At 68.5% G+C, this 18,300-nt stretch carries 14 protein-coding genes; 10 read left to right on the forward strand and 4 right to left on the reverse strand.

Features of this window, described 5'->3' with window-relative positions:
• The first annotated feature begins 4 nt into the window (after positions 1-4).
• From AC1DP9_RS17130 to ahbB, 5 genes are all read left to right on the forward strand, one after another.
• The gene (locus tag AC1DP9_RS17130) at positions 5-3,733 is read left to right on the forward strand and encodes a nitrate reductase subunit alpha (protein WP_477107996.1); all 3,729 of its coding nucleotides are present in this window, start codon (positions 5-7) and stop codon (positions 3,731-3,733) included.
• Positions 3,730-5,283: a nitrate reductase subunit beta gene (gene narH / locus AC1DP9_RS17135; protein ID WP_477107997.1), complete on the forward strand. Its 1,554-nt coding sequence runs from the start codon at positions 3,730-3,732 to the stop codon at positions 5,281-5,283. The genes AC1DP9_RS17130 and narH overlap by 4 nt, the downstream gene beginning before the upstream one ends.
• Positions 5,284-5,296: 13 nt before the next feature.
• A complete protein-coding gene (gene narJ / locus AC1DP9_RS17140) occupies positions 5,297-5,956 on the forward strand; it encodes a nitrate reductase molybdenum cofactor assembly chaperone (protein ID WP_477107998.1) in 660 nt (219 codons plus the stop codon).
• 26 nt (positions 5,957-5,982) lie between these two features.
• Positions 5,983-6,666: a respiratory nitrate reductase subunit gamma gene (gene narI, locus AC1DP9_RS17145; RefSeq protein WP_092297417.1), complete on the forward strand. Its 684-nt coding sequence runs from the start codon at positions 5,983-5,985 to the stop codon at positions 6,664-6,666.
• Positions 6,667-6,754: 88 nt separating this feature from the next.
• Positions 6,755-7,690, forward strand: a complete 936-nt coding sequence (ahbB, locus tag AC1DP9_RS17150; RefSeq protein WP_477107999.1) for a siroheme decarboxylase subunit beta — start codon at positions 6,755-6,757, stop codon at positions 7,688-7,690.
• Positions 7,691-7,708: 18 nt separating this feature from the next.
• Here the strand turns inward: ahbB and ubiT are convergent, their stop codons facing one another.
• The 3 genes from ubiT to ubiU are packed head-to-tail and all read right to left on the reverse strand — an operon-like array spanning position 7,709 to position 10,069.
• Complete coding sequence (ubiT, locus tag AC1DP9_RS17155; protein ID WP_477108000.1) at positions 7,709-8,161, reverse strand: ubiquinone anaerobic biosynthesis accessory factor UbiT; 453 nt, start codon at positions 8,159-8,161, stop codon at positions 7,709-7,711.
• 17 nt (positions 8,162-8,178) lie between these two features.
• Positions 8,179-9,093 carry a U32 family peptidase gene (locus AC1DP9_RS17160; protein ID WP_477108001.1) on the reverse strand — a complete coding sequence of 305 codons (915 nt, stop codon included), beginning with the start codon at positions 9,091-9,093 and terminating at the stop codon, positions 8,179-8,181.
• A gap of 22 nt (positions 9,094-9,115) precedes the next feature.
• Positions 9,116-10,069 carry a ubiquinone anaerobic biosynthesis protein UbiU gene (gene ubiU, locus AC1DP9_RS17165; RefSeq protein ID WP_477108010.1) on the reverse strand — a complete coding sequence of 318 codons (954 nt, stop codon included), beginning with the start codon at positions 10,067-10,069 and terminating at the stop codon, positions 9,116-9,118.
• Positions 10,070-10,433: 364 nt separating this feature from the next.
• Here ubiU and AC1DP9_RS17170 point away from each other — a divergent pair, with 364 nt between their 5' ends.
• The 3 genes from AC1DP9_RS17170 (at position 10,434) to AC1DP9_RS17180 (ending at position 14,399) form a co-directional block, all read left to right on the forward strand.
• On the forward strand, positions 10,434-11,588 hold the full coding sequence (locus AC1DP9_RS17170) for an NAD(P)H-dependent flavin oxidoreductase (RefSeq protein ID WP_092296906.1): 1,155 nt from the start codon (positions 10,434-10,436) through the stop codon (positions 11,586-11,588).
• 136 nt (positions 11,589-11,724) lie between these two features.
• On the forward strand, positions 11,725-13,743 hold the full coding sequence (locus AC1DP9_RS17175) for a type IV pili methyl-accepting chemotaxis transducer N-terminal domain-containing protein (RefSeq protein WP_477108002.1): 2,019 nt from the start codon (positions 11,725-11,727) through the stop codon (positions 13,741-13,743).
• Entirely contained in the window at positions 13,740-14,399 is a 660-nt protein-coding gene (locus AC1DP9_RS17180) for a response regulator (RefSeq protein ID WP_441592852.1), read from the forward strand. The genes AC1DP9_RS17175 and AC1DP9_RS17180 overlap by 4 nt, the downstream gene beginning before the upstream one ends.
• 21 nt (positions 14,400-14,420) lie before the next feature.
• Here the strand turns inward: AC1DP9_RS17180 and AC1DP9_RS17185 are convergent, their stop codons facing one another.
• Entirely contained in the window at positions 14,421-15,230 is an 810-nt protein-coding gene (locus AC1DP9_RS17185) for an IclR family transcriptional regulator (protein WP_477108003.1), read from the reverse strand.
• A gap of 162 nt (positions 15,231-15,392) precedes the next feature.
• On the opposite strand from AC1DP9_RS17185, the gene AC1DP9_RS17190 reads away from it, so the two are divergent.
• Together AC1DP9_RS17190 and AC1DP9_RS17195 are read left to right on the forward strand one after the other, a co-directional pair.
• Positions 15,393-16,841, forward strand: a complete 1,449-nt coding sequence (locus AC1DP9_RS17190; RefSeq protein WP_441645582.1) for an NAD-dependent succinate-semialdehyde dehydrogenase — start codon at positions 15,393-15,395, stop codon at positions 16,839-16,841.
• 107 nt (positions 16,842-16,948) lie between these two features.
• Positions 16,949-18,106 (forward strand): iron-containing alcohol dehydrogenase, encoded by a 1,158-nt coding sequence (locus tag AC1DP9_RS17195; RefSeq protein WP_454757668.1) that lies wholly within the window; start codon positions 16,949-16,951, stop codon positions 18,104-18,106.
• The last annotated feature ends 194 nt before the right edge of the window (positions 18,107-18,300 follow it).

Raw genomic sequence — 18,300 nt, forward strand, 5'->3', positions numbered from 1 at the left:
AACCATGAGTCATTTCCTCGATCGACTGAAGTTCCTGTCGCGCGTCACGTCCACCTATGCCGACGGCCACGGCGCCGTGGTCAACGAAGACCGCAAGTGGGAAGACGGCTACCGCACCCGCTGGCAGCACGACAAGGTGGTGCGGTCCACCCACGGCGTCAACTGCACGGGCTCCTGCTCGTGGAAGGTCTACGTCAAGAACGGCCTGATTACCTGGGAAACCCAGCAGACCGACTACCCACGCACGCGCCCGGACCTGCCCAACCATGAGCCACGCGGCTGCCCGCGCGGCGCCTCGTACAGCTGGTACGTCTACTCCGCCCAGCGCGTGAAGTACCCGATGATCCGCGGCCGGCTGATGGCCATGTGGCGCGAGGCGCGCCAGACCATGGACCCGATCGCCGCCTGGGCCTGGATCAGCCAGGACCCCGAACGCGCCGCCCGCTACAAGAGCGTGCGCGGGCTGGGCGGCTTTGTCCGGGCCGACTGGGCCACGGCCACCGAGATCATCGCCGCCGCCAACGCGTTCACGGTCAAGCAGTACGGCCCGGACCGCGTGATCGGCTTCTCGCCCATCCCGGCCATGTCGATGGTGTCCTACGCGGCCGGCGCGCGCTACCTGAGCCTGCTCGGCGGCGCCTGCCTGTCCTTCTACGACTGGTACTGCGACCTCCCGCCGGCCAGCCCGCAGACCTGGGGCGAGCAGACCGACGTGCCCGAGTCCGCCGACTGGTACAACGCCACCTACCTGATGGTCTGGGGCTCCAACGTGCCGCAGACGCGCACGCCGGACGCCCACTTCTACACCGAGGTGCGCTACAAGGGCACCAAGACCGTGGCGGTCTCGTCCGACTACGGCGAGATGGTCAAGTTCGGCGACATCTGGCTCGCCCCCAAGCAGGGCACCGACGCCGCGCTGGCCATGGCCATGGGCCACGTCGTACTCAAGGAATTCCACGTGGGCGGCAAGTCCGCCTACTTCCGCGACTACCTGAAGCAGTACACCGACATGCCGATGCTGGTGCGGCTGCGCGAGCAGGACGGCACGCTGGTGCCCGATCACTTCCTGCGCGCCTCCCATCTCGACGGCAGTCTCGGCGAGTCCCGGCATGCGGAGTGGAAGACGCTGCTGATCGACGATGCCAGCGGGGAGGTGACTGCCCCGAACGGCTCGATCGGCTTCCGCTGGACGCCCGGCGACGACACGGCCGGCCGCTGGAATCTGGAGCTGCGCGACAGCCAGGACGGCAAGACGATCGATCCGCGCCTGTCGCTGCTCGGTCATGAAGACACCGTGGCGGAAGTCGGCTTCCCCTACTTCGGCGGCGAGCATGACGCGCTGCTGCGCCGCCGCGTACCGGTGCGCCGCCTGACGCTGGCCGATGGCAGCACGGCGCTGGTCGCCACGGTCTACGACCTGCAGCTGGCCAACTATGGCGTGGACCAGGGCCTGGGCGGGCCGAACGTGGCGGCCTCGTTCGAGGACGACGTGCCCTACACCCCCGCCTGGCAGGAGAAGCACACGACCGTGCCGGCCCGCCTGGTGACGCAGGTGGCGCGCGAGTTCGCCGAGAACGCCCACCGCACGCAGGGCAAGAGCATGGTCATCGTCGGCGCCGCGCTGAATCACTGGTACCACAACGACATGATCTATCGCGGCATCATCAACCTGTTGATGATGTGCGGCTGCATCGGCAAGAGCGGCGGCGGCTGGGCGCACTACGTGGGGCAGGAAAAGCTGCGGCCCCAGTTCGGCTGGGCGCCGCTGGCCTTCGGGCTGGACTGGTCGCGCCCGCCGCGCCAGATGAACGGCACCTCGTTCTTCTACAACCACACCAGCCAGTGGCGCCACGAGAAGCTCGCCGTGGACGAGATCCTCGCGCCCACGGCGGACAAGGCGCGCTACGCCGGGCTGTCGCTGCTGGACCTCAACGCCAAGTCGGAGCGCATGGGCTGGCTGCCATCCGCGCCGCAGCTGGGCGCCAATCCGCTCGATGTGGTGGACGCCGCCGAGCGCGCCGGGCAGGACCCGGTGGCCTATACCGTCGACCAGCTCAAGTCCGGCGCCCTGCAATTCGCCTGCGACGACCCCGACAACCCGGCCAACTTCCCGCGCAATATGTTCGTGTGGCGCTCCAACATCCTGGGGAGTTCCGGCAAGGGCCACGAGTACTTCCTCAAGTACCTGCTCGGCACGCAGAACGCCGTGTTCAGCGACGAGCGCGACGCCATCCGCCCGAGCGAGGTCAACGTCCGCCCGGCCGCCGAGGGCAAGCTGGACCTGCTGACGGTGCTCGACTTCCGCATGAGCACGACCTGCCTCTACGGCGACATCGTCCTGCCCACGGCCACCTGGTACGAGAAGGACGACCTGAACACGTCGGACATGCACCCGTTCATCCACCCGCTCTCCGAGGCCGTGCAGCCGCTGTGGGAGAGCAAGACCGACTGGGAGATCTACAAGGCCATCGCCGAGAAGTTCAGCGAGATTGGCGGCCCGTACCTGGGCACGCGCAAGGATCTGGTCTGCACGCCGCTGCTGCACGACACGCCGGGCGAGCTGGGCCAGCCCTTCGAGCCGCGCGACTGGAAGCACGGCGAGTGCGATTTGATCCCGGGCAAGACGGCGCCGTCGATGACCGTGGTGGAGCGCAACTACGCGGACCTCTACAAGAAGTTCACCTCCGTGGGCCCGCTGCTGGACAAGCTCGGGAACGGCGGCAAGGGCATCGGCTGGGATACCAGGCACGAGGTGGCCGAACTGGGCCACCTGACCCAGACCGTGACCGAAGCCGGCGTCAGCTACGGCCGGCCCCGGCTGGAGACGGCCATCGACGCCGCCGAGATGATCCTGACCTTCGCGCCCGAGACCAACGGCCACGTGGCGGTGAAGGCGTGGGAGGCGCTGTCCAAGATCACGGGCCGCCCGCACGCCCACCTGGCACTGGGTCGGGAGCACGACAAGATCCGCTTCCGGGACGTACAGGCCCAGCCGCGCAAGATCATCTCCGCGCCGACGTGGTCCGGGCTGGAATCCGAGGAAGTCAGCTACAACGCCGGCTACACCAATGTCCACGAGCTGATTCCCTGGCGCACGCTGACCGGGCGCCAGCAGTTCTATCAGGACCACCGGTGGATGCTCGACTTCGGCGAGGGCGCCTGCGTCTACAGGCCGGCCATCGACACCCGCACGGTGGCGCCGATGCTGGGCCGCAAGCCCAACGGCAACCCGGAGCTGGTGCTGAACTGGATCACCCCGCACCAGAAGTGGGGCATCCACTCCACCTACTCGGACAACCTGCGCATGCTCACGCTCTCGCGCGGGGGGCCGCACGTGTGGATCTCGGAGGCCGAGGCGCGCGCCAACGGCATCCGCGACAACGACTGGGTGGAGGTCTTCAACGTCAACGGCACGCTGACCGCCCGGGTGGTGGTGTCCCAGCGCGTGCCGCAAGGCATGTGCCTGATGTATCACGCGCAGGAAAAGATCGTGAACGTACCCGGCGCCGAGATGAGCGGCATGCGCGGCGGCATCCACAACTCGGTCACGCGGGCGGTCACCAAGCCGACCCACATGATCGGCGGCTACGCGCAACTGGCCTACGGCTTCAACTACTACGGCACGGTCGGCAGCAATCGCGATGAATTCGTGATCCTGCGCAAGATGAACAAGGTGGACTGGATGGATACCCCCCTGCCACGGTCCGCACAAGAAGAAGGAGCCCCGCGATGAAGATCCGTGCCCAGGTGGCCATGGTGCTGAACCTCGACAAGTGCATCGGCTGCCATACCTGCTCAGTGACCTGCAAGAACGTCTGGACCAGCCGCGACGGCGTGGAGTACGCCTGGTTCAACAACGTCGAGACCAAGCCCGGCATCGGCTACCCCAAGGAATGGGAGAACCAGCGCAAGTGGAACGGCGGCTGGCAGCGCCAGCCCGACGGCTCGCTCACGCCACGCCAGGGCGGCCGCGCGCGGATTCTGTCGAACCTGTTCGCCAACCCGAACCTGCCGCAGATCGACGACTACTACGAGCCGTTCACCTACGACTACGAGCACCTCCAGAAGGCGCCGCTGATGCCGACGCCGCCTACCGCCCGGCCGGTGTCCGTGCTGACGGGCAAGAAGATGGAGAAGATCGAATGGGGGCCGAACTGGGAGGATGACCTCGGCGGCGAGTTCGCCTCGCGCAGCCGCGACCAGCTCTTCGAGAACGTGCAGAAGGAGATGTACTCGACCTTCGAGAACACCTTCATGATGTACCTGCCCCGTCTGTGCGAGCACTGCCTGAACCCGGCCTGCGTGGCGTCCTGCCCGAGCGGCTCGGTCTACAAGCGCGAGGACGACGGCATCGTGCTGGTCGACCAGGACAAGTGCCGTGGCTGGCGGATGTGCATCTCTGGTTGTCCATACAAGAAGATCTATTTCAACTGGCAGAGCGGCAAGGCGGAGAAGTGCACCTTCTGCTTCCCACGCATCGAGGGCGGCCAGCCGACCGTCTGCTCCGAGACCTGCGTCGGTCGCATCCGCTACCTCGGCGTGATGCTGTACGACGCGGATCGCATCGCCAGCGCCGCCGGCGTGGAGGACGAGCGCGACCTGTACCAGTCCCAGCTCGACGTCTTCCTCGACCCGAACGACCCTACCGTGCAGGCCGAGGCGCTGCGCCAGGGCATTCCGCAGAGCTGGCTCGATGCCGCGCGCAAGTCGCCGGTCTATCGCATGGCCTGCGAATGGAAGATCGCCTTCCCGCTGCATCCCGAATACCGGACGCTGCCGATGGTCTGGTACGTGCCGCCGCTCTCGCCGATCCAGTCGGCGGCGGAAAGCGGCTTCATGGGCATGAACGGGATGATCCCGGACGTGCAGAGCCTGCGCATTCCGCTCAAGTACCTCGCCAACCTGCTGACCGCCGGCGACGTGGCGCCAGTGCTGACCGCCCTGCAGCGCATGCTGGCCATGCGGGCGTTCAAGCGCTCGGAAGTCGTGGATGGCGAGGCGGACCTCGCCGTGCTGCGGCAGGTGGGGCTGACCCCGGCGCAGGTGGAGGACATGTACCGCCTGCTGGCCATCGCCAATTACGAGGATCGTTTTGTGATTCCATCGTCACACAAGGAAATGGTCGAGGACAGCTTCAACGAGAAAGGCAGCTGCGGCTTCACGTTCGGCAACGGCTGCTCGGGCGGTACGTCCGAGGTCTCGCTGTTCGGCAAAAAGCCGCAGGGCAGCGTGGTCTTCGCGGACATGCCCAAGTCGCGCAAGAAGCCGACCGAAACCTGCTGACAACGGAGCCATCATGACCCTCTATCCCGTGCTCAGCGCCTTGCTGGGCTACCCCGAAGCGCCGCTGCAGGCGGCCATGCCCGAGATCGAACAGGCGCTCGACGCCTGGCCCGCCGCCCGCGCGGGGCTGGCCCCGCTGACCGGCCCGCTGCGCGACAGCCCGCTGATCGCGCTGCAGGAGCAGTATGTGGCCACCTTCGACCGCACGCCCGCGCACTCGCTGCACCTGTTCGAGCACGTCCATGGCGAGTCCCGCGACCGGGGGCAAGCCATGGTCGATCTGATCGACGAATACCGGCGCGCCGGCTTCGAGCCGGTGGCGAACGAGTTGCCCGACTACGTGCCGCTGTTCCTGGAGTTCCTCGGCGCGCTGGCCGATGACGGGCAGGCGCAGCGCGCCGAGCAGTTGCTGGGCGAGGCCATCCACGTGCTGGCGGCCATCGGCGACCGGCTGGCGCGCCACGACAGCCCGTACGCGACCGTGTTCACGGTGCTGCGCTCAATGACCAGCGTGCAGCCCGAGGCCCGGACCGACCCGCCCGTGCGCGACATGGACGAAGCGCTGGAACTGTTCGGCCCCGGCACGGATGGCGTGGAGCCGTTGCTGGCGGCGGCCATGCCGGCTGAACAAGTGGTGCGCTTCCACGACCGGCGCGCCCCCTCCCCCCAATGACCTCCCTGACGACGCAGGCGACCACCATGTCATTCGCCCACCAGTTCCTCTTCGGCATCTACCCGTATATCGCCGCCGCCCTGTTCCTGTTCGGCAGCCTGGCGCGCTTCGAGCGCGAGCAGTACGGCTGGAAGGCCGACAGCTCCCAACTGCTCTATCGCGGCAACCTGCGGCTGGGCAGCATCCTGTTCCACGTTGGCATCCTCGGGCTGTTCTTCGGTCATCTGGCGGGCCTGCTCACACCCGTGGCCGTGTGGGACGCGCTCGGTGTCTCCCACACGCTCAAGCAGGCCGTGGCGATGGGCGCCGGCGGAGTCATGGGCACGATCTGCCTGATCGGCCTGCTGATCCTGTTGCATCGGCGCTTCACCAACGCCCGGGTTGCCGCGGTCACGCGTACCGGCGACAAGGTGCTGCTGCTCTGGCTGCTGGCGACCTTGCTGGCCGGGCTCTCGACCATCTTCGTGTCCGCCGGCCATATGGACGGTCACATGATGGTGCAGCTGATGACCTGGGCCCAGCACATCGTCACGCTGCGCGCCGATGCGCCCGATTTCATCGCCGATGCCCCGCTGCTGTTCCGCGTGCATCTGTTCCTCGGTATCTCGCTGTTCGCGATCTTCCCGTTCACGCGGCTGGTGCATGTGTGGAGCGGCTTCGCCTCGGTCACCTACCTCGGACGGGCCTGGCAGCTCGTGCGGGGGCGCTGATCCGCGCTTGATGGGGGTCAACGGGGCGGCCGGGTATCCGGCTCATCATGGCGGGCACGCAATCCTGCCCGCTGCTCCGGATATCGCCATGATCGACGAGACTGCACTCTACCAACGCCTTCGGCAAGATTTCCCGCTGGAGCCACGGCCCTACCGGTGCCTGGCCCGGGCGCTCGGCCTGTCCGAGCATGGCCTGCTGTCGCTGCTGGCGCGCGACGTTGGCAGCGGCCGCATCAGCCATGTCGGCGCCCGCTTCGCGCCGAACGCCATCGGCGCCACCACGCTCGCGGCGCTGTCCGTGCCGGCGGCGCGGCTGGAGAGCGTGGCGCGGCGACTCAACGCCGACCCGGCCATCGGCCATCACTACTGCAGAACCGGCCACCGCTACAACCTCTGGTTCGTGGCCGGTGCGCGCGATGCCGACCACCTGGCGACCGTACTCGACGGCATTGGCGCGGATGTCCACCAGACGCCGCTCGCACTGCCACTGGAATGTGAATACCACGTCGATGCCGGGGTGCCACTGCGGCCCCTGATGACCGATGCCGACTGGCGGCTGGTGGCAGCGCTGGAAGACGGCCTGCCGCTGACGCCCGAGCCCTACCACGCCATGGCGCGTGGCACGGGCATCGGGCTGCACGAACTCTGGCGCCGGCTGGCGCATTGGCGCGAGGCCGGCGTGATCCGCCGCTTCGGCGCCATTCTCCAGCCGGGCCAACTCGGCTTCGTGCATAACGCGATGTGCGTATGGAATGCGCCCGACGCACGTGTGGATGTGCTGGGCAAGCGGCTGGCCCGCCTGCCCGCGGTGGCACTCTGCTACCGGCGCGCACGCCGAGGCACGGCATGGCCCTTCAACCTGTTCGCGGTGGTGCGGGCGCGCAGCGCGGCCGACCTTCAGGCGACGCTCGATGGCTTCACGGCGATGCCCGCGCTCGCCAACCTCCCCGGTGCCGTGCTCCGCGCCCGTTGCTGCTTCAAGCCACGCGGCGTGCGCTACGGCGATCTGGCGCCCGAGGCCTGACGGGCCAGCCCGTCGCTCTCACGCGGCACGGACTTCGGGAAACAGCACCGCTAGCCGCGCCACCCAGGGCTCGACCCAGGCCGGACGCGGCGTGGCGTCGAGCCAGTACTTGACCTCCAACCCCAGCGCGGTGTCCCCGCAAATCGAGAGCCGGCGCTGGAAGAACAGCGTGTCGGTATCGGCATGGCCGGCGAGCAGTTGCAGGTAATCGGCGGCGCGGGCGCGCAGCGTCAGCGCCGGGGCGGGTTCAGGATCGAACGGCCCCATCCGGAACACGCCCCCTGCACAGCGGAAACGCAGGTCCAGCCCGAGGTCTTCCACCACGAGCAGGAAGGCATGACCGTCCAGCGCGGACGGTGGCTGCAACCAGCCGGCGCGGCGCGCGGACTCCAGCGCCAACACGAACGGCAGGGCCTGCGCAGGGGCGGGCAGGCGGCGATGGATGCGGGCAATCAGGGAAGAAGAATTCATCGATGGTCTTGGGGCAGTCATGCGGGCGCGCCGGCTATCCAGGCGATGCCGGGTTGGCCGGTCCAGTAGCCGTTGCTCGCCGAGGCGCCGGCGGGCACGATGCCGCTGGGCGCGGCGCCGGTGCGGCCGTGACGCACGGCGTCTAGCAGCGCTATGACGTCCAGCGTGCCCACGGCGTGCGGGCTGACGCGGACCACATCCACGCCCATCGCCTGAATCTCCGGCAGGTGCGCGCACAGGTCCAGGCAGCTTGCGGACTGAGTCTGGATGCCGTTCAGGGCGAAGAACGGCTGCCCTTCGCCCGTGCGGGCGACCAGCCCGTCCGGGTAGTCGAGGCAACGGAACGCGCAGGCATCCTTGCGCAGGCGGTGATGCCGGGCCGTGAAGCAACGCGCGGAGATCGCCAGCGGCATGCGGCCCCAGATCATCGCTTCGATCTGCATGCCGGCGGGCCGCGCCGCCGCCAGCGCGGCCAGCGCCGCGTGGTCCATCTCGACCGGCGCCACGACCCCGCGCGCGCCCAGCGAGCCCAGCCACGTCGCCGTATCGGCGTGATAGACGTTCAGATGCGGCCCGGCGACGAACGGCCGCCCGCGCCGCGCGCGCACCGCGCCAAGATCGTTGGCCTCCACGAGGAATTCGTCCTGGTCGCAGACGCGGCGCATGGCCGCGATGTCGCTGTCCGATTCGACCAGTACCGGGGTGGACAGCACCACCTCCTTGCCGGCATCGCGCAGCATCCGTGCCAGGTCCAGCCAGTCGGTATGGCGCAATTCGTGGCGGCGCGTGCAGACGGCTTCGCCAAGATAGACGCGCTCCACGGGGGCGTCTGCCACATCGGCATAGAAGCGCAGCACGTCCGCGCGGGGCCAGTAGTAGAGCAGCGGGCCGAGCGCGATGGTCAAGGAATAGGGGGAAGTGGATGTGGTCATGGTGGCTGGGATGCGGACGGTTTCAGCGCCACGGACGGTCATAGGCGCCCTGGGTCACCTGGTCGCCCTCGGCATGGCGCCCCAATGTGGCCTGCCATTCCTGGCGTGGCACGAAGCGCCGGGGGTCGCGCCAGGCGCCGTCGATGGCGGCGCGCAGCACGCCCACCACATCGCCCACATAGCGCGGGCTGCGCTGGCGGCCCTCGATCTTGATGGCGGCGATGCCGATGTCGATCAGCGCCGGCAGCAGCGACAGCGCGTTGAGGCTGGTGGGCTCCTCCAGCACGTAGCCGTGCTCGCCCTCCACGGTGAAACGGCCCTTGCACAACGTGGGGTAACCGGCCGGCTCGCCGGGCGCGTAGCTGTCGATCAGGATGCCGGAGAGCCGCGCGTGCATGGTGCCGTCCGCCTCGTCCCAGCGCACGGCGTGGGCTGGCGAGCAGACGCCACGGTTGTTCGGCGAATCGCCGGTCGCGTACGAGGACAGCAGGCAGCGGCCCTCGGCCATCACGCACAGGCTGCCAAAGCCGAAGACCTCAAGTTCCACATCGGTCTGCCTGGCCAGCTTGGCGATCTGCGCCAGCGTCAGCACGCGCGGCAGCACCACGCGCCGGATGCCGAAGCGCTCGCGCATCAGCGCGATGGCATCGGCATGGGTGGCCGAGCCCTGCACGGACAGGTGCAGGCGCAGGTCGGGGTGTTTGTCCGCCGCGTAGGCCATCAGGCCGGGATCGGCCATGATCACCGCGTCGGCGCCCAGCGCGGCGGCGGCGTCCACGGCGCGGTGCCAGCGGTCTACCTGCCCCATCTGCGCAAACGTGTTGATGGCGAACAGCACTTCGGCGCCGCGCGCGCGGGCCTCGGCCACGCCGGTACGGATGTCGTCCTCGGAGAAATTCAGGCCGCCGAAGTTGCGCGCGTTGGTGGCATCGCGCAACCCGAGGTAGATGGCGTCCGCGCCGTGCTGCAGCGCCATGCGCAGGGCCGCGAGCGAGCCGGCGGGTGCCACCAGTTGGGGCCGGCGGGGCTGGCGGCGCGATGGCTCGGTTGGGGGTGTTGGCGCATCGGGCACATCATGCACGTCGGGCGGGGAGGCATCCATGGCGAAAATGCGCGGTGCGGCGCATGGGGTAGCGATCGATCAAGGATGCTAGTCATGCCCATCGAGGGAACCTTTGACCCCGCGCAAACCCCGGCTGTGTTCTACCCGTCTCGTTCCGCCGAACTAGGTCCTCGGAACAGGCCGCCGATCCCCCGCAATTTGATCTGGCGCAAACTGCCACCCCGATGCGCGTGAGACGCTGGGCCGTTTTTTGCCCCTCCTGACTTCGGATTTCCTCATGACACATCGATGGCTCAACCTGGCCGGCCGCAAGCTGCTTCCTATCGTGCAGGGCGGCATGGGCGTGGGCATCTCCGCGCATCGGCTGGCCGGCACAGTGGCCCGCCACAACGCCATGGGCACCATCGCCAGCATCGACCTGCGCCATCATCACCCCGACCTGATGGCCGCCACGGCCAAACGCGACAAGGCGGCCATCGAACACGCCAACCTCGTGGCGCTGGACCGCGAGGTGCGCGCGGCGAAGGACTTGGCGGGCGGGCAAGGGATGGTCGCCGTCAACGTGATGAAGGCCGTTGGCGCCCACGCGGCGCTGGTCCGGCAGGCGTGCGATAGCGGCGCGGATGCCATCGTCATGGGCGCCGGCCTGCCGCTCGACCTCCCCGAACTGACCGCCAATCACCCGAAGGTGGCCTTGATCCCGATCCTGTCCGACGCCCGTGGCGTCAGCCTCGTGCTGCGCAAGTGGATGAAGAAGGGACGGCTGCCCGATGCCATCGTGATCGAACATCCCGCGCATGCCGGCGGGCACCTCGGCGCCTCGCGCATGGAAGACATCGGCGACGAAAGGTTCTCGTTCGCGCGCGTGCTGGACGAATGCCGCACGCTGTTCGCCAGCCTGGGGCTGGCCTGGGAGTCCGTGCCGCTGATCCTGGCCGGCGGGTTGGGCCACCACGGCAAGCTGCATCACTGGCTGGCGCAGGGCGCGGCCGGCGTGCAGGTCGGCACCGCCTTTGCCGTGACCGAGGAATGCGATGCGCATCTGGCTTTCAAACAGGTGCTGGCTTCCGCGCCGCAGGAACAGATCGGCGAATTCACGAGCGTGGCGGGACTGCCGGCGCGCGCGGTGCTGACGCCGTGGCTCAAGCGCTATCTCTCCCGGGAGTCGGCGCTCCAGGCGCGCGCCAAGGTGCGCGAGTGCCTGGAGGGCTTCGACTGCCTGCAATCGTGCGGCCTGCGCGACGGCGTGGCGCGCATCGGCCAGTTCTGCATCGACCGCAAGCTCTCGCAGGCGCTCAAGGGCGACGTGGAGCGCGGCCTGTTCTTCCGGGGTAAGGGCACGCTGCCGTTTGGCGACGCCATCCGCCCCGTGGCGGACCTGATCCACTACCTGATGTCGGGCGAAAAGCCGGCGGGGGTCGCGCCGGCCTGATTGGGCTGTTGCCGGAATGCGAATCCCGCGTAAGTTCCCGTCCCATCCGTCGGCGATTTGATCCAGCGCAGGAAACGGCGCAATCGCCGGTACCAGAATGGCAGCTGTCCCCACGCCCTGCCCTCGCCCCCACAACATGCCAGCCCGCTTTCCTGACGCCGCGTTCGATGCGCACGCGGACCCCCATGCCACCTCGGCGGTCGGGCTGCCGGGGCTGCGCCACCGCCTCTCCACCCGCATCATCTCGCTGTCCCTGATCTCGCTGCTGGTTGTCCTGACGATGATCGGCGGCACATTGTGGCTCTCCTGGAACCTCGAAGGCGCCGGCGCGGCGATCAACGACGCCGGCAGCGTGCGGATGCGCGCCAACGCGGTGGCGATCGAACTGACCCGCGCCCGCGCCCATCAACCCCACGCTCTTGTGCCACGGATCGCCCAGCTGGACGAGACGCTGGCGCAACTGCGCCGGGGCGACGCCACACGACCGCTGTTCCTGCCCGCCGTGCCGGCCATCCACGACCAGCTCGACCGCGTGGCACGGGCATGGGACGACCGGATGAAGCCGCTGGCCGAGCAGGACTTGAACGCGCCCGACGGCACACCGCTCACCTATGTGGCCGCGCTGTCCGATTTCGTCGCGCAGGCAGACCATCTGGTGCGCATGATCGAGGCCGACAACGCGCGCAAGACGGACCTGCTGCGCATGTCCCAGGCCGCACTGGCCGCCATTGCCTGCTTGGGCACCGTCGCGGTCATCTACCTGCTCTATCTCTGGATCATCCTGCCCGTGCTGACGCTGCAGGATGGCCTGCGCCGCATGGCGGCCCGCGAATTCTCGCTGCGCCTGCCGGTCACCAGCCGTGACGAATTCGGCACATTGAGCACCGGCTTCAATCGGATGGCGGCCGAACTCCAGGAACTCTACCGGGGGCTCGAAGCCCGCGTGGCCCAGAAGACCGCCGAACTGGCCAGGCGCAACCGCGACCTCGAGACGCTCTACGACATCGCCGCCTACCTGAACCAGCCGAACGAGGCCGAGGCGCTGTGCCGGGGCTTCCTGACCCGGATCATGCGGCGCCTGGACGCCGATGGCGGCAGCGTGCGCATGCTCGATGCAGTGCCGGAGAATCTCCACATGGTGGTTTCCGAAGGGCTGCCCGCCACGCTGGTCGAGCAGGAACAGCGCATGGCGGCCGATGCCTGCCACTGCGGCGCGGCCACGCGGCAGCGCGTGGTCGCCTGGCCGTCTGCAACCCACGCACTGCCCTCGCCGCCGATGGCCTGCGGCTTCGGCGGCTTCGCGGCGTTCCGCATCGACACGCCGCGCGGGGTGATCGGCATGTTTTCGCTCCACTTCCGCTCGCCACGGGTGCTCAATGCATCCGACCGGCAACTGCTGGAGACGCTGGCGCAGCACCTGGGCGTGGCGCTCGAACACCAGCGGCTGTCCGCCACCGCGCGCCAGCTGGCCGTGGTGCAGGAGCGCAACCTCGTGGCGCAGGGCCTGCACGACAGCATCGCCCAGGGTCTGAACTACCTGAACCTGCAAGCCCAACTGCTGGAAGATGCCGTCTCGCGCGGGGCGCTGGCCGATGTGGCGGCGATCGTGCCGATGCTCCGTTGCGGGGTGGACGAAAGCTACCAGGATGTGCGCGAGTTGCTGCTGAACTTCCGCACCCGGCTCACGCAGGGCGAGTTGCGGCAAGCGGCAGAAGACACCGTGGCGCGCTTCCGGCGGCAGTGCGCCACCGAGGTGCGGCTGGAGGTGGAGGGCTACGACAACGCCCGGCCGCTGCCGCCCGATGCCCAGTTGCAGGTGCTGTTCGTGCTGCAGGAGGCGCTCTCCAACGTGCGCAAGCACGCGCAGGCCGGCCACGTGCTGGTGCGGCTGCAAGGCGGGCGCGACCTCGAACTGGTGGTGCAGGACGATGGCGAGGGCTTCGATGCCGCCGGGCTCGCCACGCGCTGCGAGATGCAGGTGGGCCTGCACATCATGCGCGAGCGCGCCGCGCGGCTCAACGCGCAGTTGTCGATCGATTCCGCGCCCGGGCGCGGCACCCGCGTGGCCCTGCGCGTGCCCGGCGCCCATGTGGCCGGCGAAGCCAACGAAGCCACTGCGCCCAACGAAATCAACGAAGCGAGTCTCCAGCCATGACCATCCGCATCCTGCTGATCGACGATCACACGCTGTTCCGTTCAGGCATTCGCGCGCTGTTGCAGCGCCAGCCCGATTTTGCCGTCGTGGACGAGGCGGCCGATGGCGTGGAGGGGCTCAAGCGCGCCAAGCAGCATCGCCCCGACGTGGTCCTGCTGGACCTGAACATGCCCGGGCTGTCCGGGCTGGAGACGCTGGCCCTGCTGGCGCAGGACCTGCCGGACACGGCGGTGCTGATCCTCACCGTCTCCGAGGAAGCCGAGGAACTGGCCAGCGCGCTGCGCGGCGGCGCCCGGGGCTATTTGCTAAAGAATATCGAGGCGGATTTCCTGGCTTCGGCCATCCGCCGCGCCGCATCCGGCGAGCCGGTGATCTCGGATGGCATGACGGCCAAGCTCGTGGCGCAGTTCCGCGCGCCGGCGCAGCCTTCCGCACCGCCTTCTCCGAGTGCCGAGGACGGCGCGCGGCTAACCGTGCGGGAGCGCGAGATCGTACGCGGGCTGACCCGGGGCGAGAGCAACAAGCAGATCGCGCGCGACCTCGGTGTGGCCGAGAGCACGGTCAAGATCCACGTGCAGAACATCCTCAAGAAGCTGAATCTGGCCAGCCGCGTACAGGTGGCGGTGTTTGCGGTCGAGCATGGCCTGACCGCGTGATGGCTTCCCCGGTGGCGGACGTTACCGCCGGGCGCCAAGCCTTGCCGACAGTTGGTCCGCCAGCGCCCGTACCTGCTGGCCGATGCGCTCGCCGGTGGCCGCATCGATCTCGTTGGTCAGGTAGCTGACCGCGATGGCGCCCGCTGCGCACGGGGCGGCCGCGTCGAACACCGGGGCACCGAAGCACGTCATGCCCTCGCGCATCTGGCCGTTGTCGGTCGAATATCCCACCTCCCGCACCTGGGCCAGTTCGGCCTGCAAGCCATCCACATCGGCCACGCTGGCCCGCGTGAGCGGCGGCGGCATGCCCGGCGCGAACAGGTCGCGCACCTCGGCCGGCAGCAGCGTGCTCAGCATCGCCTTGCCCGTGGCCGTGTAGGGCGCCGGCAGGCGCATGCCGATGCGGAACGTGACGCCGAGCGGGCGGTCGCCGTTCTGGCAGGCCAGGTAGACCACCTCCGCACCATCGAGCATCGACAAGGTGACCGTGGCGTCGTGGAACGCATCGGTCTGCTCCCAGAGCGCGCGGAACTCGCTCGTCATCTGCGTCTGCGACAGGAAGGCGTTGGCCCAGGCCATCACGTGCGGGCCGACCGCCATCGCCCCGTTGGGCAGGCGCTTGAGCAGTTGCAGCTGCACGAGGGTGTCGCACATGCCGTGGAGGGAACTCTTGGGCGCGCCGGTCAGCCGGGTCAGGTCGGCCAGCGTCAGCGGTTCCGGGGCGGCGGCCACGGCATCCATGACATGTACCGCGCGCACCACCGCCGGCGACGTGGACTTCAGCGACGGCGCGGCATCATCGGCGGGAGCGTTGTAGGCGGACTTGGGCATCGGGCAATACGGAAGAGTTGGGCGGATTGTACCGGCTGCGCGGAACGCTTCCGGGCGGTTGGCAGTCTGCCGTGCATGGGCGTATCATACGCTCACGTTCGACATACCGAATATCGTTCCATCTATTGAACGATATGAATCAACCCGCTCAGGAAAGCCGCCATGCAACTCAAGGATCCCTCGCTTCTGAAACAGCTGGCCTATGTGGATGGCCAATGGATTGGCGCCGACTCCGGCGCCACGTTCGACGTCACGGACCCGGCCACCGGGGAGGTGATCGCCAAGGTGGCCGACCTGGGCGCGGCCGAGACCGAGCGCGCCGTCGCCGCCGCCGAGGTAGCGCAGCGCGCCTGGGCCGCCAAGACCGGCAAGGAACGCGCCAACCTGCTGCGCCGCTGGTTCGACCTGATGATCGCCAATACGGACGATCTGGCCTACCTGATGACGCGCGAGCAGGGCAAGCCACTAGCCGAGGCGCGCGGCGAGATCGCGTATGCGGCCAGCTTTATCGAATGGTTTGCCGAGGAAGCCAAGCGCGTGGACGGCGAAGTGCTGGCCACGCCGGCCGCCGACAAGCGCCTGGTCACGCTGCGCCAGCCCGTGGGCGTCTGCGCCGCCATCACGCCGTGGAATTTCCCGGCAGCGATGATCACCCGCAAGGCAGGCCCTGCCCTGGCGGCCGGGTGCGCCATCGTCATCAAACCGGCCGAGCTGACCCCGCTGTCCGCCTTCGCGCTGGCCGAACTGGCGCACCGGGCCGGCATTCCCGCCGGCGTGCTTCAGGTGGTGACCGGCGATGCCAAGACCATCGGCGCCGTGCTGACGGGCAGCCCCATCGTGCGCAAGCTGTCGTTCACGGGGTCGACCGAGGTCGGTCGCATCCTGATGGCGCAGTCGGCGCCCACCGTGAAGCGCCTCTCGCTGGAGTTGGGCGGCAACGCGCCGTTCATCGTCTTTGACGATGCCGACGTGGACGCCGCCGTGGAAGGCGCACTCGCCGCCAAGTACCGCAACGGCGGGCAGACCTGTGTCTGCGCCAACCGCTTCTACGTGCAGGACGGCATCTACGACGCCTTCGCCACGAAGCTGGCCGAGCGCACCGGCCAACTGCGCGTGGGCAACGGGCTGGAAGACGGCGTGACGATCGGCCCGCTGATCGAGGACGCCGCGCTGGACAAGGTTGCATCGCTTGTGGACGACGCCCGCGCCAAGGGCGGCCGCGTGCTGACCGGCGGCGCCGCGCACAAGCTGGGCGGCACGTTCTACACCCCCACCGTCATCGCCGACGCCACCGCCGACATGCGCATGGCCCGCGAGGAGATCTTCGGGCCGGTGGCGCCACTGTTCCGCTTCAAGTCCGACGCCGAGGCAGTAACTGCCGCCAACGCCACCGAATACGGGCTGGCCGCCTATTTGTATACGCGCGATATCGCGCGGGCCTGGCGCACCGCCGAAGCGCTCGAGTACGGCATGGTCGGCCTGAACACCGGCCTGATCTCGAACGAGGTGGCGCCGTTCGGCGGCATCAAGCAGTCGGGCGTGGGCCGCGAAGGGTCGCGCCACGGCATCGACGAATATCTCGAGATCAAGTACCTCTGCCTGCAGATGTGATGCAGGCGGGCGGGCCGGTGCATACTGTGCCGATCCGCCTTATGGCACCCATTGCTGAGCAAGGGCGACCCCGATCGCCCCGCCTGCCCCGAACTCCCGGAGACAACATGAACCCGTTCCGCTTCCAGACCGTGCCGACGGTCATCGTCGAATTCGGCGCTGCGCGCCGGCTGGGCGCCCTGCTGCGCGAGTCGTTCCCGCAGGCCAGGCGCCTGTGCGTGGTGACCGACGGCTTCCTGGCCAAGAGCGGCCTGCTCGCGCCGGCGCTGGAAGACCTCGCCAAGCATGACTGGCAGGTGACCGTGATCGACGATGTCATTGCCGATCCGCCCGAGCACATCGTGCTGGACGCCACCGAGCGCGCGCGCCAGGCCGATGCCGAGGTGGTGCTGGGGCTGGGCGGCGGGTCGTCGATGGATGTGGCCAAGCTGATCGCCGTCCTCCTGCCCGCCACGCAGGCGCTCAAGGACATGTACGGCGTGAAGAAGGTCACCGGCGCCCGGCTGCCGCTGGTGCAGATGCCGACCACGGCCGGCACCGGTTCCGAAGTGACGGCGGTGTCGATCGTCACGACCGGCGAAACCACCAAGATGGGCGTGGTGGCGCCGCAGCTGTTCGCCGACCTCGCGATCCTCGACGCCGAACTGACGCTCGGCCTGCCCCGCGCGGCCACGGCCGCCACCGGCATCGACGCCATGGTGCATGCCATCGAGGCCTACACCAGCGCCCACCTCAAGAATCCGGTCTCGGACATGCTGGCCATCCGCGCGCTGGACCTGCTCTCGCGCAACCTGATGCTGGCCTGCGACAACGGCAACGATCGCAATGCCCGGGAGGCGATGCTGCTCGGCGCGATGTTCGCCGGCCAGGCCTTCGCCAACTCGCCGGTGGCCGCCGTGCACGCGCTGGCCTACCCAATCGGCGGCATTTTCCATGTGCCGCACGGCCTCTCGAACGCCCTCGTGCTGCCGCACGTGATGAAGTTCAATGCCGACGCCGCCAGCAAGCGCTACGCGGAACTGACCGACGTGGTGCTGCCCGGCACGACCGGCAGCTGCGAAACCAAGACCGCCGCGCTGATCGCCCATATCGAAGGACTGGTGCTGGCCACCGGCATCCCGCGCACGCTGCGCGAAGTCGGCGTGAAGGAAGGCGACCTGAACCGCCTGGCCAGCGACGCCATGCTCCAGACCCGCCTGCTGGTCAATAATCCGCGCGAAGTGAGCGAGGCGGACGCGCTGGGGATCTATCGCGCAGCCTTTTGAACCCGCATCCAGCAGTTTCAGGGAATTACGATTGTAGAGGTTAATTCGTCGCTTTTAGTATGCCGCATGCGCAGTGCCAGACACTGCGGCGGCTACGGAGCGATGACTGATGGCAGAGGGTTTCGACGCGCTCGGCGCAACGTTGAGCGGGCAGCAGCAGTACTTCCTTAAGGTTCCCGGCGCGGCCAGCGCCG

The sequence above is a fragment of the Cupriavidus sp. 01L43 genome, assembly GCF_056399925.1.